The 15,810-nt window shown below is 56.4% G+C and carries 14 protein-coding genes; 5 read left to right on the forward strand and 9 right to left on the reverse strand.

Annotated elements, in window-relative coordinates; all coding sequences use genetic code 11:
* Window positions 1–45 precede the first annotated feature (45 nt).
* From K2184_RS20360 to yegS, 5 genes are all read left to right on the forward strand, one after another.
* Window positions 46–1,245, forward strand: a complete 1,200-nt coding sequence (locus K2184_RS20360) for a PcfJ domain-containing protein (RefSeq protein WP_004103746.1) — start codon at window positions 46–48, stop codon at window positions 1,243–1,245.
* The gene (locus K2184_RS20365; protein ID WP_004103748.1) at window positions 1,245–1,961 is read left to right on the forward strand and encodes a DUF1266 domain-containing protein; all 717 of its coding nucleotides are present in this window, start codon (window positions 1,245–1,247) and stop codon (window positions 1,959–1,961) included. The genes K2184_RS20360 and K2184_RS20365 overlap by 1 nt, the downstream gene beginning before the upstream one ends.
* 11 nt (window positions 1,962–1,972) lie before the next feature.
* Window positions 1,973–4,084 (forward strand): DUF4034 domain-containing protein, encoded by a 2,112-nt coding sequence (locus K2184_RS20370; RefSeq protein ID WP_163525703.1) that lies wholly within the window; start codon window positions 1,973–1,975, stop codon window positions 4,082–4,084.
* Window positions 4,085–4,199: 115 nt separating this feature from the next.
* On the forward strand, window positions 4,200–5,561 hold the full coding sequence (gene trhP / locus K2184_RS20375) for a prephenate-dependent tRNA uridine(34) hydroxylase TrhP (protein WP_004114016.1): 1,362 nt from the start codon (window positions 4,200–4,202) through the stop codon (window positions 5,559–5,561).
* Window positions 5,562–5,804: 243 nt separating this feature from the next.
* Window positions 5,805–6,698 carry a lipid kinase YegS gene (gene yegS / locus K2184_RS20380; RefSeq protein WP_004103756.1) on the forward strand — a complete coding sequence of 298 codons (894 nt, stop codon included), beginning with the start codon at window positions 5,805–5,807 and terminating at the stop codon, window positions 6,696–6,698.
* Here yegS and K2184_RS20385 read toward each other — a convergent pair whose 3' ends face one another.
* From K2184_RS20385 to hxpB, 9 genes are all read right to left on the reverse strand, one after another.
* Window positions 6,699–7,169 (reverse strand): hypothetical protein, encoded by a 471-nt coding sequence (locus K2184_RS20385; protein ID WP_004103758.1) that lies wholly within the window; start codon window positions 7,167–7,169, stop codon window positions 6,699–6,701.
* Window positions 7,156–7,965 (reverse strand): winged helix-turn-helix domain-containing protein, encoded by an 810-nt coding sequence (locus K2184_RS20390; protein ID WP_163525702.1) that lies wholly within the window; start codon window positions 7,963–7,965, stop codon window positions 7,156–7,158. The genes K2184_RS20385 and K2184_RS20390 overlap by 14 nt, the downstream gene beginning before the upstream one ends.
* A 418-nt stretch (window positions 7,966–8,383) precedes the next feature.
* Complete coding sequence (locus K2184_RS20395; protein ID WP_004103762.1) at window positions 8,384–9,157, reverse strand: ABC transporter ATP-binding protein; 774 nt, start codon at window positions 9,155–9,157, stop codon at window positions 8,384–8,386.
* 10 nt (window positions 9,158–9,167) lie between these two features.
* Window positions 9,168–10,031 (reverse strand): ABC transporter ATP-binding protein, encoded by an 864-nt coding sequence (locus K2184_RS20400; protein WP_163525701.1) that lies wholly within the window; start codon window positions 10,029–10,031, stop codon window positions 9,168–9,170.
* Entirely contained in the window at window positions 10,003–10,908 is a 906-nt protein-coding gene (locus K2184_RS20405; protein WP_004103766.1) for an ABC transporter permease, read from the reverse strand. Before K2184_RS20405 ends, K2184_RS20400 begins: the two co-directional genes overlap by 29 nt.
* Window positions 10,905–11,942 carry an ABC transporter permease gene (locus K2184_RS20410; RefSeq protein ID WP_004103768.1) on the reverse strand — a complete coding sequence of 346 codons (1,038 nt, stop codon included), beginning with the start codon at window positions 11,940–11,942 and terminating at the stop codon, window positions 10,905–10,907. Before K2184_RS20410 ends, K2184_RS20405 begins: the two co-directional genes overlap by 4 nt.
* Window positions 11,939–13,561, reverse strand: a complete 1,623-nt coding sequence (locus K2184_RS20415) for an ABC transporter substrate-binding protein (protein ID WP_004103779.1) — start codon at window positions 13,559–13,561, stop codon at window positions 11,939–11,941. Before K2184_RS20415 ends, K2184_RS20410 begins: the two co-directional genes overlap by 4 nt.
* A 119-nt stretch (window positions 13,562–13,680) precedes the next feature.
* Window positions 13,681–14,835 (reverse strand): mandelate racemase family protein, encoded by a 1,155-nt coding sequence (locus tag K2184_RS20420; RefSeq protein ID WP_049094414.1) that lies wholly within the window; start codon window positions 14,833–14,835, stop codon window positions 13,681–13,683.
* Between the two features lie 297 nt (window positions 14,836–15,132).
* Window positions 15,133–15,795, reverse strand: a complete 663-nt coding sequence (gene hxpB / locus K2184_RS20425) for a hexitol phosphatase HxpB (RefSeq protein ID WP_032728518.1) — start codon at window positions 15,793–15,795, stop codon at window positions 15,133–15,135.
* Window positions 15,796–15,810 lie beyond the last annotated feature (15 nt).

Genomic DNA, 15,810 nt, shown 5'->3' on the forward strand with positions numbered 1-15,810 from the left:
ATTGCAGGCGGATATTCTCTAATATTCAACTGCGCAAGGAATGCCATGAGTAATATTCATAGAAAATATAATCCACGAAATATAATTAACGCTCCTGATGTAAAATCGGCCATTATTTCTCGCAGCGAACAGCGCGACGACGGTAATCGTATTCAACGCTGGCTAAGCAACCATTTTTTTCGCTGGGCTATCGGTAATTTTCCCCACGTTTACCCCGTACGCTCCGCCGCCGATTATGCGGTTTACTTTGGCGCGGAGAAGGCGATCCCCGCGTGGTTGATATCCGGGCTGGGCGGCGGCGGCGCCTTTTACTATCTTAATCCACAACATCCGCAGCTGCTGGCGACGGAAAGGGAGTTACTGGAGTTCCTGTCGCGGCTGGAAGGCACGCGGCTGGAAAGCAAACTTCAGCGCATTAATTGTTTCACCGTCCTGGACATGCGCGAGGCCGAGCACCAGAAAATGCAGCGCCTGCGCGAACGAGGGTGGTACCCCTCCAGCGACGACGCCGTTAAGCCGCTGATGAAGGTCACTGCTGGGCAATGGGTCGCCTTCGATGCCGCCAGCCCGGCCTTGCGTAGTGAAATGGCCTATGAATCCTGGCATATGCAGCACTGCGTCGGCCAGTTCGAGGATAAAGGGTCACTCTCCGGCGGCTACGGCGAGTACTACGCCCGGCAAATTGAACAAGGCGCATTTCGCCTTCTGAGCCTGCGCGACGAAAATAATATTCCCCACGTCACCCTGAGCCTGAGGATAAATAATGACAGCATGAGTATCGATCAAATTAAAGGTAAGCAGAACCAGCATCCTGTTAAAAAATATGCCGCCGACGTTTTGGCTTTATTACATTATCTGCAACCACGTCCCGAGCGCCACGCCGATTGTGAAGGTATGGGGATCGTCTATGAAGCGACGCCGCAATTTGCTGGCTGGAAATTTATCACCGATGTGGTTGATTTTGATTTTTTACTCAACGTTCTGCATAACAATTTTCATTTAATGACGCACTTCCCTCACCCACCGGTGGCGCTACAGTGGCTGCTTCTGCACAGCGCTCCGGAGGCATTGCGCTATCTTCGGACGATCGATCCCAACGTGGCGACCGCGGCGGAAATGCTGTTCCCACAGCATGAATGGCACCCTACGCTTGCCGGGAAAAACACCTGCAGCCAGCCTTTTGAAATTGAGAGCCTGACGCTACAAACCACGCGCTACCGACCCCACACCGGAGAGAGTCCTTGATGCTGCTGATAGCCTTGTTTACCACCGCTTATTACCTGCGCTTACGCGCCAAAAAAAAGAATAAACAGCTGGTTGCCGCCCGCATCGCCGAGGAAAAAGAAAAGGACCGTCTTAACGATCTGCGCCGCGATAGCCGAAGACGCCAGTGGGCGCTGGCGTTAGCCGATCTCCTCTCGCACCGCAATGGCCTGCCGACAAAAGGCGTACAGCTGGCGTTGAAACTTGATGATGACCAGCGCCGCCACCTGACGCAGCAGGTAAAAAAAGAACTGGGCTTGCATCAGCACCTCGACGGCGCGGCGTTACGCCAGCAGATCGCCGAGATCCTGCGCTGCTGGCCGGCGGGCATGGGCAACTCGCCGCGCACGTTTTACCACCACCTGGCGGCCCAGGGCCGGGTTCGCGACGCGCTGGCGTTCGACTGCATGCGCACCGCCTTTCTGACGCGCTGTATCGCCGGGCTCGGCTGGTGCGACGAAAATCAGGCCTGGCTGGTTCTCCTGTTAAACGCCCAGCGGGCGCAGGATTGTTTTGCTTCGTGGGAAGATTACGCCACCGCCTACGTCCGCGCCCGCCGGGTACGGCTGGCGTTAATGGATACGCCAACGGCGGTTGCCGGACGCGATGTGCAGGAGGTGGCCTGTTACCTGAAAGCCTCCTTCAGCCGCTGGAAAACGCTGCCGTGGAATGACTTCAAAATTTTCGACCCGGTTTAAAAGGAGTATTTATGGAAAAGGATGACCCACTGCTCACCGCCATGTTTGAGATGTGCAACCGTAAAAATCCCCTCAATGACGGACAGCGCGAGTGGTCTATCGCGGATCTTCCCGGCCTGTTGCGCGAAGGATGTTATGACGAGCTCGAAGCGCGCTATAGCCGGGCGCTGGCGGAAAGCCTGACCAGCCGCGAGGCGGAAAAACGTTACTTCCTCGCCTGGACGCAGATGTGCAACCATTTTTACGATATGGATGCGCTGGTCGAGGCCGGGCCTGCTGGGTTAGCGCTGATCAAAAACTGGCAGCGCGCCCGCCCGCGCTCCAGCTATGCCTGGCTTGCTGAGGCCCAGTACTGGAACCACCGCGCGTGGCTCTATCGCAGCTACGGCTGGGCGCAGGATACCACCCGCGCCATGTGGATCTGCGCCAGCGCCTGCAATGAGCGGATGGTCATTGCCGCTCTCTACGCCATCGACCTCGAACCACGCCAGTGGATGGCGGCGTCCCTGACCAGCACTAACTCTAAGGTCTTCGGCCAGCCCGACTGGCTGGCTGAGTTCCTTGCCGGCGCTGAGGTTGCGGGACGACCGCTGATGCAGGAACTGGCTGAGTATCACCGCCGCTCACCGCAGGAAGTGGAGGCGCTGATGGCCTATTCCGGCCTGTCGTTTGCCGACGCGGTATGCCCGAATCTTCCGCGTCCGCAGGTACTGCCTGCGTGCGATGGCGACGCCGGGCAACGCTACTGGCTCGCCGTTTGTCTGGCGATTTTCCCGACGGCATTTTACGCGCTGGATGAGTATATTCCGTTTCGTATGCCGCGCTGGGGAGGATCGCATCAGGAGATCCGCGAATTTCTGGCATCAACGGTATGCGATCATCTTACCGCCGCCGAGCGGGAGCATCTGGAACTTTTAATCTGGTGGGATGACCATCGCGATCTGCGTATCAATGAAGTGGATTCACCGACCGAGCGGGAGCATATTATCGCCAAAGCCGAAGAGATTGCCCGGCGGGCGCACATGGCGCAGTCTCGCCACTATGCGCTGGAGTGGCTGCTGCTCTGCTATAGCGATTTAGACGATAAAGACGCGCTCTGGCTCACCCTGCAGCGTTCGGTCATGGAAAAAGTGAAGCTCAACAATTACTACACCGCGTGGGCGTTAAAGTTTGCGCTGCGCGATTTCCCGGACAGCGAGTGGATTTACAATTTCATCTGCCAGAATGCGCAACAAACCGAATACGGCGTGCCGAAAATCTATCGCGGCTACTTCCAGTACGCGGGGTTATTTGGCTTTGAAAAAGATGAAGCGCAGGGTGCCGTCTGGCTCGATAGCGTCGCCGACATTGAATACGACCATAACTGGCGGGCGGCGATAAAAGATTTTCGCTGGCTCGGTTACCCCGAATATCTCCTGCCTCTGGCCCACCTTGGCGCCCGAAGAAACATCCCCAGCGCGCTTAATCAGCTCGGGGTGGAATCTCATGCCAGAGATAACGGAGGCTTGTTGCCGTACGATCCCGCCATCGCCTTCGGTTACTGCCAGCAAGCGGCCGAGATTTTACGCCAGCACGTCGCGCAGCGCGACGCAGATAATAAATATCGCTTGATCGCCAACGGCGGCGATGACGGCTATGAACAGGATCTGCAGGAGATCCATTTCCGCATGGCCAACTGCAGCGAACGTCTGATCAACCAGGCTCCGCCGGCGGAAAAGCGCGCCGCTTACGAAAAAAACCTTCTCGATAATCTCTATCTGGCCTCCCGCTATGGCGATAAGCGGGCCTGGGAACTCTTTCTGCTTAATATCGCCGGCGTAAAAGATTTAGCGCTGGCGCACTCACATTTGCAACAGGTGCGGGAAGCGGCAAATAAAGGTTCGCCGGAGGCCATGGTGGCGCTGTCGCAGCTGTACGGTAACAAACGGGATAAAGCGCTTTATAATATGAAACAGAGCGCGCGCTGGGCGCATTTTTTCATCACCTTGTACCCTGAACATGAATTATTCATGGATCTGGATGCTCTCCATTTCGATTCTTTCTGGAAACGCTGGCGCTTTGCCTGGTACACCTCACGCATCCCGGATTCCGAGCTGCCGGGGCAGGTCAACTCCATGGTGTAAGGTGGTTTACTCCCCTGCCCCACAGCGCTACAATGCCCGCCCTTAATGTGGGGGCACTCCCCAACTCGCCGCACCGGGTGCGGCGAATCTGACCTGTCATCAGAACGAGAAAATCATGTTTAAACCGGAACTCCTTTCCCCGGCGGGAACGCTGAAAAATATGCGTTACGCTTTCGCCTATGGCGCAGATGCCGTTTATGCGGGCCAACCCCGCTACTCCCTGCGCGTGCGTAACAACGAATTCAATCACGAAAATCTGCAGCTCGGCATTAACGAAGCCCACGCGTTGGGTAAAAAATTCTATGTGGTGGTTAACATTGCCCCGCATAACGCCAAGCTGAAAACGTTTATTCGCGATCTGAAGCCGGTGGTGGAAATGGGGCCGGATGCGCTGATCATGTCCGATCCGGGCTTAATTATGCTGGTGCGCGAACATTTTCCCGACATGGATATTCATCTGTCGGTGCAGGCCAACGCCGTGAACTGGGCGACGGTCAAGTTCTGGCAGCAAATGGGGCTGACCCGCGTCATTCTCTCCCGCGAGCTGTCGCTGGATGAAATCGCCGAAATTCGCAGCCAGGTGCCGGAGATGGAAATTGAAATCTTCGTTCACGGCGCGCTGTGCATGGCCTACTCTGGCCGCTGCCTGCTCTCGGGCTATATCAACAAACGCGATCCGAACCAGGGCACCTGCACCAACGCCTGCCGCTGGGAGTACAACGTGCAGGAAGGTAAAGAAGACGACGTCGGTAATATCGTGCATAAGCACGAACCGATCCCGGTGCAGAACGTCGAGCCGACGCTGGGCATCGGCGCGCCGACTGACCAGGTGTTTATGATTGAAGAGGCCAAACGTCCGGGCGAATACATGACCGCGTTTGAAGACGAACACGGCACCTATATCATGAACTCGAAAGATCTGCGCGCTATCGCTCACGTCGAGCGGCTGACCCAGATGGGCGTTCATTCGCTGAAAATCGAAGGCCGCACGAAATCACATTACTATTGTGCCCGTACCGCTCAGGTCTACCGCAAGGCCATTGACGACGCCGCCGCAGGCAAACCGTTCGATACTTCCCTGCTGGATACCCTGGAAAACCTCGCGCATCGCGGCTATACCGAAGGTTTTCTGCGTCGCCATACGCACGATGACTACCAGAACTATGAGCACGGCTACTCTGTTTCCGAACGCCAGCAGTTCGTCGGCGAATTTACCGGCGAGCGCAACGGCCAGCTGGCGGCGGTGGCGGTGAAAAATAAATTTTCCGTCGGCGATAGCCTTGAGCTGATGACCCCGCAGGGCAACGTCAACTTTACTCTCGAACATATGGAAAACGGCAAAGGCGAGCGAGTGTCGGTAGCGCCGGGCGACGGGCACACAGTATGGTTGCCTGTCCCGGAAGATATGGTGCTGCAATATGCTCTGCTGATGCGCAACTTTACTGGTCAGACAACCCGAAACCCGCACAGTAACTAGTTAATTTGGGTTATTTTTTCACGATGTAAAGATATTAGAAACGGATCACATACCGTTTCGTTCAAAGCAGATATCATCCATTTCGCTGAAAAACATAACCCATAAATGCTAGCTGTACCAGGAACCACCTCCTTAGCCTGCGTAATCTCCCTTACGCGGGCTTATTTTTTATCTCTCCCCCCGCCTTCGCTTTCTTCATGCGGTACACTTTATGCATTACTGAGCAATAAAGGTCCCCTGATAATGTCCACGTTTCCAGCCAGCTTACTGATTCTGAATGGCAAAGGCGCCAATGAACCGCAGCTACGCGAGGCGGTTAAACTGTTACGCGACGAAGGAATCGATATTCACGTCCGCGTCACCTGGGAAAAAGGCGATGCCGTTCGCTTTGTCGATGAAGCTCTGCAGCTGAATGTCGAAACGGTGATTGCCGGCGGCGGTGATGGCACCATCAATGAGGTGGCGACGGCGCTGGTCGAGCGCGACGGTAAAATGGCGCTGGGGATTTTGCCGCTGGGCACGGCGAACGACTTCGCCACCAGCGTCGGCATCCCGCAGGATCTGGCCAGCGCGCTGAAGCTGGCCATCGTTGGCCGCGAAGTAGCGATAGATATTGCGCGAGTTAACGATAAGACCGGTTTTATTAATATGGCCACCGGCGGTTTCGGCACCCGCATTACGACCGAAACCCCGGAGAAACTCAAGGCCGCGCTCGGCGGCGTCTCGTATTTGATCCACGGCCTGATGCGCATGGATACGCTCAAGCCGGACCGCTGCGAAATCCGCGGCGAGAACTTTCACTGGCATGGCGATGCGCTGGTCATCGGCATCGGCAACGGGCGTCAGGCCGGCGGCGGCCAGCAGCTGTGCCCGGAAGCATTAATCAACGACGGCCTGCTGCATCTGCGCATTTTCACCGGCGAAGAGCTGATCCCTGCGCTGTTCAGCACCCTGGCAAATCCGCAAACCTCGCCGAATATCATCGACGGCGTCTCATCGTGGTTTGAGATAACTGCCCCTCATGAGATGACGTTTAACCTCGACGGCGAACCGCTGACCGGTAAAACCTTCCGCATGGAGCTTTTACCGGCCGCGCTACGCTGCCGGCTTCCTCCCGACTGTCCGCTGCTACGTTGATCAGGTTTCGCAAAGCAAAGACGGCGCCCGGCTGGTATACAGCAGCCGGGTTCGTTGATTGAGCCGCTGAATATTAAGGTAAAACGGCACCTGCGGCTGCAGGAAAAACTTGGGCAGGATGTTGTTAATATGCTTCTCCTGCTCGGTTTCGCCGATGCTGGCAGAGACGGTTTCCGATCGCAGGAAGTAGTGCTGGCCGTCGCGGGTAAAGCTAAACCAGATGTTCTGGTTGATGGTAAACGATTCACCCTGCGGCGGCGTAATCTCTCCCCGGACAATCACCAGCCCACGGGTGCTATCAAATACGAAGCGTAATGAAATATCGCCCTGATAACCTGAGTTTAATAGCCGCATCTCACCGCTGCACTGGAAATGATTGCGCTGCCAGTATTGCCAGGATTTTATCGTCATACCGCTTAATACTCCGATAAATACGATAGCGATTAACCATTTAATTTCACGCCGGCGCATTGACTACCTCCTTAATGTAATATTTGGTGAGGCATTGATTATCACGCCATTGACTAAATGGCTGACGGCAGCGAATCACCGACACCCGCGCTTGCCCGGGATAAAGCGTCAAATAAATCCATGGATATTCTTCGCATTCAAATTTACTGCGCTTGATAAAATTGACATGACGAACATGGTCAACTACGTCATTATTGGCAAAGAAGTGACATTGTTGCGAAACTTTAGCAATTATGGGCGAATAACTTTGCAAATAAGATTCGAATTCTGTTTGCCACGCAACAAATCCACAAACCAGACAACTCAGCAGCGCCGCAAGCCCCCACAAAAGAGAGCGTCGCGGCCTTAACCGCTTTTTTTCGGGCAAACTCGCAGCTGCGACCTCCTTATGAACAGGCTCGTCAACGGGCGCTTGTGGCTCCTCCGCCGTCGGTGCCTTCTCTACATCGCGCGGCTGAGATTCCGTAACCGTTAATGTTGCATCCAGCCTGACGCCTACCCTCGGCACCGTAATAATAATATCCTCGTCTACCCCCAGCTCCTTAAATGCCCGACGTAACAGGGAAATATTCTGGTAAAAACCGTTGCTGGTTACCTGGGCGCCATGCTTTATCCACACTTCCTTAAAAAAGGTTTCGCGGGCAACAGTATTGCCATCATGCTGAATAAGCAGTAATAAACAGCGGCTGGCCGGCATATTTAAGGAAACCGTTTTCGTCTCGTCAGCAATAAGTATTAGAGCGCTACGCTGAGGAAAAAAGGCAATTCTTCCATTAATCGTATATATTTTTTCCATCCTGTTCTCTGAGAATAGTAATCACGTGGATGAGCGGCAGGGGGTACCCTACTATAAATAGGGTAATCCGCCATGACGTTGATGACATCTTAAGATTATTCGCAGGCGAGTTTACTCTATTACTCAGCAGATCTGGAGGCGTAATACGCAGTTTTTCCTTGTTATTAGCAAGGTTTAAATGAATTTACAGAACGGAATATTTTGTACTTCGAATTGAAATTGGCTATTTATTTCAAAAAAAATAATAAATACAAGTTATAATTCGCAAAAGATGCATTCACACAACAGATACTTTCATTTTAGATCTAAATACCACATTTACATTAATAGACGATATTTATAACTATAACTACATATCGTTTCAAAGTTTTATCTATAAAATGGGCGCATTTCCCGCGTGACAAATGCGCCATAAAGCTTAGTATGCCGCCACCTCGCGCGCCATTTCGCGCGTATATTGCCGACTGGCGTTGACCAGCATCTGCGTATAGGCCGTCCGCGCCTCGCCGCTGACCAGCGCATCGACCGTCAGGGTTTCAAGGATCTTCCCGTACTGCATCACCGCCACGGTCTGGCATAAATGGGCAATAACCCCGAGATCGTGAGTAACCATCAGGTAAGTGAGCTTAGCCTCCTGCTGCAATTCTGCCAGCAGATTGAGGATCTCCGCCTGCACCGACACATCCAGCGCCGACGTCGGCTCATCCAGCAGCAGTACCTGAGGCTCAAGAATCAGCGCTCTGGCTATCGCCACGCGCTGCCGCTGCCCGCCGGAGAGCTGATGCGGATAGCGCTCGCGAAAGGCACGGTTGAGGCCAACTTTGTCCAGCAGCGCATTGATCCGCCGGTCGCGGTCGTTGATACGATGGATCTGCAGCGGCTCTTCGAGGATATCGCCAATGGTGTGACGAGGATGCAGCGATCCGTAGGGGTCCTGAAATACCATTTGCACCTGACGGCAGCGCTTGCGGCTAATTTCATGCCCTAAGCGCTGACCATCGATGGCCAGCTCCCCCTGCCAGTGGGTAAACAGCCCCGCCAGGCACTTGAGCACCGTCGTTTTACCGGAGCCGGACTCGCCTACCAGACCGTAGATCTCGCCGGGCTTAACGTGGAAACTGACGTCATACAGCACCTGGTTACGCTTCTCCCCCTCGCCAAACGCGAGGTTGAGATGTTGAACTTCAATCATCATCCGCTCCTTATTCCGTTAACCAACTGGCCTGACGCTGCAGCACCGGCAGTATCGGGCGACGATGCTGCATATCCGGCAGCGAGTTAATCAATCCCTGAGTATAGGGATGACGGGCGTTATCGAGATCTTTAGCAGCGATGGACTCCACTACCCGTCCGGCGTACATCACCAGTACGCGGTCGCAGAAGCTGCGCACCAGGTTGATATCGTGGCTGATAAAAATCAGCCCCAGCCCGCGCGACTGAACCAGGTCATCCAGCAGGCCCAACACCTGCAGGCGCACCGACACATCCAGCGCGGAGGTCGGCTCATCGGCAATGATCAGCTCCGGGTCGGTAATCAGCATCATGGCGATCATGATGCGCTGCCCCTGTCCGCCGGATATTTCATGCGGATAAAGCTGATAAACGCGCTCCGGCTGGCGAATACGCACCACCTCCAGCATCTCCAGCGCCCTGGCTTTCGCCTCATCTTTGCGCCCGGGATGATGAGTAAGCCAGGCCTCGGCGATTTGCTTACCCACGCAGACCACCGGATTAAGCGAATATTTCGGGTCCTGCATAATCATAGAGATACGTTTGCCGCGTACGCCGCGCATTTGCGCTTCGCTAAGATGCTGCAGATCGAGGTCGGCAAACTGCATCCGGCTGGCGCTGACGCGGGCCTTTTTCGAATGCAGCTGCAGCAGCGCGCGCCCAACGGTGGACTTACCCGAACCGGACTCGCCGACAATCGCCAGCTTTTCGCGCCCCAGCTGGAAGGAGACGCCGCGCACGGCATGGGTCACCGCGCTGCCGTTAACAAAGTCGACGCACAGATCGCGCACGTCGAGCAGCGGAGCATTATTCACTGCGGGGATCGAGGATGTCACGTAGGCCATCTCCTAAGAAGTTGAACGCTAAGCTGTTGATCAGAATCGCCAGCCCCGGAATTGTTACGACCCACCAGCACTCCATCATATAAGTGCGCCCGCTGGAGATCATCGCTCCCCACTCCGGCTCCGGCGGCTGCGCGCCGAGCCCGAGAAAGCCGAGACCGGCCGCGGTCAGAATGATCCCGGCCATATTCATGGTGATACGGATAATGACCGAGGGCAGACACAGCGGCACGATATGGCGCCAGAGGACGCGGGACGATGAAGCGCCCTGCAGACGCACGGCGGAGATAAAATCGGCCTGGCGCAGAGAGAGCGTTTCGGCGCGCGCCAGACGGGCTATCGGCGGCCAGGCGGTAAGCGTGATGGCGATAACCACATGCTCCAGCCCCGGCCCTAAGGCGGCGACAAACGCCAGCGCCAGAACCAGGCTCGGGAAGGAGATGAAAATATCGGTGACGCGCATCAGCACCATATCGACTTTACCGCCGAAATAGCCGGCGCTGACGCCCAGCAGCAGCCCGAGCGGACCGACGGTCACCGAGACCAGCAGCACGATATAGAGCGTGATGCGCGAGCCGTACACCAGGCGACTAAAGATATCCCGGCCAAACTCATCGGTGCCGAACCAGTGCTGCGCATTCGGCGCGACCAGCGCGCTGTTCAGGTCCTGCACCAGCGGGTTATAAGGCGCAATCAGCGGCGCGAAAATCGCCACCACCAGCAGCAGAAAGATAATTCCTCCGCCGATGGCCGTTAGCGGGTTGCGCGCCATTTTGCCGATAAACCCGACGGCCCGCGCCGCCGCGCGTTGCAGCCGCTGACGGCCTTCGCCCGCACCGCCCGAAAGCGGCGAATCCAGAGAAACGGTCATGATTTTGTCCTCGGGTCAAAGAATTGATACAGCATGTCGGAGAGCAGGTTGAGCATCACGAAGATCACTCCCACCAGCAGCACGCAGCCCATCACCGCATTCATATCGCCCAGCAGCAGGCTACCGGTAAGATAGGAGCCGAAACCCGGCCATGAGAAGACGGTTTCAATCAGCACCGCGCCTTCCAGCAGCGCGCCGTAGGCCAGCGCCACCACCGTCAGCAGCTGCACGAGGATGTTACGAAACGCATGGTTCCAGATAACCTGACGCTCGGTTAGCCCTTTCACCCTCGCGGTAATAATGAACTCCTGCGACAGCTGGGCCAGCATAAAGCTGCGGGTCATACGGCTGATATAAGCCAGCGAGTGAAAACCCAGCAGTGAGGCGGGAAGAATCAGATGATTAATGGCGTTCCAGAACACCTGTCCGTTTCCTGCCAGCAGCGCATCAACGGTCATCAGGCCGGTACGGCGCGGCACAATGCCGTCCAGACCGAGGTCTACCCGACCGGCGCCGCCCACCCAGCCGAGCCAGGCATAGAACACCAGCAGCCCCATCATTCCGACCCAGAAAATCGGCGTCGAGTAGCCCGCCAGGCTGATAATGCGTACCACATAATCGGAGACGCTATTGCGCCGCGCCGCCGCCAGCACGCCCAGCGGAATTCCGAGACCCGCGCCGACGAGAATCGCCATCGTCGCCAGCTCCATGGTGGCCGGGAAGACGCGGATAATATCGTCCACCACCGGTTTCCCGGTCAGCAGCGCATTGCCCAGATCGCCGTGCAGCAGGTTGACGAAATAGATGCCAAACTGGGTGGTCAGCGATTTATCAAACCCCAGCTGCTGGTAAACCTGCTGATAGGTACTCTGGTCAGCATCCGGACCGACGATCGCCAGCACCGGGTCGATAGGCATGACGCGGCCAATGGTAAAGGTCAGCAGCAGCAGGCCGAACAGCGTAATCACCACCTGCAGCAGCCGTTTGGATAAGCGCCGGCCGCGTGAGCCGGGCGCAAGGATTGCGGTACTCATCCTTTCTCTCCTTCGCGGACTTTATAGACGTCACGCAGAAAAGTGGTGGCGGAGGGGTGCGGCTGATACTCTCGTACCTCGTTGCGCACCACCACGGAATCGACCATCTGCGAAAGCGGAATTAAAGCCGGAACCAGCTGGTCGTAGCGCGCCTGGATGGCCTGGTAGTCAGCCACCTGTTTTTGCGGATCGCGTTCCAGCAGGGCCTGGTCAATCATCGTATTGAGCTGCGGGTCGTAAAAACCGGTACGCCAGCCCTGAAAGTTGGTCAGACGCGCCTCATCGCTGTTATCCGGGTTATAGACCAGCGCGCGCAGGCTGGAGTGCGGATGCGGCTCCATTCCGCTGCCGCCGCGTCCTACCAGCAGGTCAAATTTACGCTCGCGCATCGCGCCGTAGATCTGGTTACCGGTGCCGGTGATGATTTTGGCGTTAATCCCCGCCTGCATCAGCGTCGACTGCACGGCGATAGCGATGTTAAGAAATGGCTGATCGGAGAGGACCCGCAGCGTGGTATCAAAGCCGTTGGGATAACCCGCTTCCGCCAGCAGCTTTTTCGCCCGCGCCACGTCCAGCTTATAGCCAGGGTCAGGCAGCGTAGACGGCATGCCCGCCTTAATCGGCCGCTGGTGCAGCACACCGTAGCCCGGCATCAGCGCTTTATTGATACCCTGGTAATCAATCAGATAGCGCACCGCTTCGCGCACTTTCGGTTGGGCGAAGTGCGCCTCTTTCATGCTCATCGCCACGTAGTACATGGTGCCGCGCTGCACCGCATCGACGGTCAGCTGCGGGTCGCTGCGCAGGGCGTTAATATCGGAAACCGCCATATTGTTGGCAATATCGAGGTCGCCTTTTTCGATCATCAGACGCAGGGTTTGCGACTCCTGGAAATGGCGCAGCACCACGCGGCTCATTTTCGCCTCGCCGCGCCAGTAGTCAGGATTGCGCTTCATGCGCAGCACATCTTTTGCCTGCCAGGTTTCCAGCGTAAACGGCCCGGAACCGGCTTCATGGGTGGTCAGCCAGCGGTTACCCCAGTCGTTATCCTGCTGGTGGCTTTGCACCGTTTTACTGTCCAGCACCCCGAGGTTGCCCAGCGCCGCCAGCGAGTAAATCACCAGCTGCGGATCGTTATCTTTGGGTAACTCGATTTGCACCGTGAAGCGGTCCGGCGCGCTGACCTGGCTGTCGATATTTTTCTTACTGAAGCCATAGGATTTCCATACCGAGGCCTGAGCCAGGTTGAGGTGCAGGATGCGCCGCATTGACCACACCACGTCAGCGGCGGTCAGCGGGTTGCCGGAGTGAAACTTAACGTCGTCGCGCAGATGAAAGGTCAGGGTTTTGCCGTCGGGGCTGATATCCCAGGATTTCGCCAGCGCGGGCTTAACGTTGGTGAGCTGTTCAGGGTCAAGCTCCACCAGCGAGTCGTAGAGGTTGACCACGATTCCCACCACTTCGTTACCGGTCATCGCCGCCGGGTCAAGGGTGAGCAAGTTATTCATATTCATGCCGATGATGAGCTGATCGGGCGGCGTTTTCGCCACCGCCGCCCCGCTTCCCATCGACACGGCGAGCGTGAATAAGCACGCTGCCAGTAGGGAGGTTTTTTTCATATCTCTGTTTGCCTGTACTGTAGGGTACATGTTGCCGGATGGCGGCATTTTCGCCTTATCCGGCCTACCGGGCCGCAGACCCGATAAGCGCAGCGCCATCGGGCATTTATTTTTTTGAATCAGTCGTGGCTAACGGTATTGGCTTCGATATACGCAAAATTAATGTCTTCGCCGAGGCCCGGACGTTGTGACAAATGCACAAATCCCTGGTCATCCATCGGGTCAACAATGCTATTGAGATAAGCCGCCGGTTCATCGTAGTCGAGGAACGGATGCAGCAGGCCGCGCTCGTACCAGCGGCAGTTGCGGATCGCGCCGACCACCGCCAGGCTTGCCGCGCCGTTGCCGTGGACTTCGCAATCCATGCCGAAAGATTCCGCCAGCGCCGCGACCTTCATGGTCGGGGTAATACCGCCCACGCCGTTAGCGCCGGCGCGCAGAATGTCGCAGGCTCCGGCTTTCACCCATTCGGCGCGCATGTGGTGCTTGCCGCCGAAGCTCTCCGGCCCGACGATGGGGATCGACAGGTTTTCCGCCAGCCACGCGTAGGAGGACATCGAATCCTCCTCCATCGGCTCTTCAAACCAGGCGAAATTGAGTTTTTCCAGCTCTTTGCCGATCCACAGCGCCTCGGCGCGGCTGTACCAGTGATAGCCGTCAATCATCAGGTCAATATCCGGCCCCACCGCTTCGCGCACCGCCGCGCAGGCTTTAATGTCCATTTTGGGATTGGGCGCAAAAGAGATTGGCGGCATCCAGGTGTGCAGCTTGATGGCCTTGTAGCCGCGGGCGACCAGCTTTTCGGCAAAGGCGGCATACTCTTCCGGAGTCGACAGACCACCCGGCAGATCGTCGCCGCACATCGTGCTGCCGTAAGCCGGGACGGTGTCGCGATAGCCGCCGAGCAGCTTGTAAACCGGCATCTTAAGGCTGCGGCCTATCAGGTCCCACAGCGCCTGTTCAATAAACGACAGCGCGCGCTCCGTTAGCTGATGTGCACTACCGCGCTGCCAGTGGTTAAGATCCTGCCAGATACGCTCGCGGTTAAACGGGTCCTGCCCCACCAGCACTTTGCGGAAAAAAGTATTCACCACGAACGGGCGCACGACTTCCGGAGGCGCAAATGAAAAACCCTGCTCCCCATCATCAGCGGTGATGGTCAGCATCGCCATTTTGGCCATGCTTTCAGCCCCCGGATGGGAGTGCCCGGCGCTGTCGGAAACCCGACGTGTGGGATACTGGAAAACGGTGACATTCACAGATTCAATTTTCATGCTCAATCCTTATCACGGCCAAATCCGATCGATAGAAGCAAATCGGCAAAGTGGTTTCACATTATTGAAAATACGTTTCAATATCTAATCTAAGCACAATTACGTAGCAGTGCCTCGGACAAACACCGCTAAGCAAGGCAATAAATTTGGGCATTGGCACAACAAGACGTGACTGTTTTCACAAAAGATGAGTGAAATGTGAGGCGGATCGGCATGGAGAAAAAAGGGCGTGAGCGCAGAAAAGAGAGTGACCGACCGTGTACATCCCGGGATTTTCTGCGCTCACGAAAGCGTGAGTTATGCGACCGCCTCTGGCTCGGCGGTGAGGGCTTCCAGCAGTTCAGGCAGCGCCCGGTAGCGGCCAGCGGCGGCCTGAAAACGCGCGTGCTGGCTATCTTCGGCAATCACTATCGTGGCAATCCCCGCCGCCCGGGCCGCGCTAAAGCCATTGAAGCTGTCTTCGATCACCAGGCAACGGCTGGCGTCGAGATTAAGCTTATCCAACGTCGTCAGATAAACCGCCGGATGCGGCTTGCCCTGCGCTTCATCATCCGCGCTGCAAATCACATCAAAATAGTGCCAGAGCGAGAGCTTGTTCAGCACGGCGGCGATAACCTGCCGGGACGAGGAGGTCGCGAGCGCAATTTTATAACCGGCATGGCGAAAATAGCGTAACGCCTCATGCACCCCGCGCATCGGCTCGCCTTCGGCGGCGATCAGGCCGGTAATACGCTGCAATATCGCGGCTTCAAGCCGCTGCGGAACAAGCTCAAGCTGGCAATGGCGGCACCAGGTGCGGGCAATTTCGTCGAGGCGTTTGCCTTTGGTCAGCGTTTCGCACTCCTCGACGCTCGCCGTTGCCCCCCACTGCGCGAGGGCGTCGATTTGCGCCTGCCGCCACAGGCTTTCGGAATCAATAATCACGCCATCCATGTCAAAAATCACTGCCTGAATACTCATCATTCACCTCATTAA

It is taken from the genome of Klebsiella sp. K5-306 (assembly GCF_051835185.1).
Taxonomy (GTDB): domain Bacteria; phylum Pseudomonadota; class Gammaproteobacteria; order Enterobacterales; family Enterobacteriaceae; genus Klebsiella; species Klebsiella oxytoca.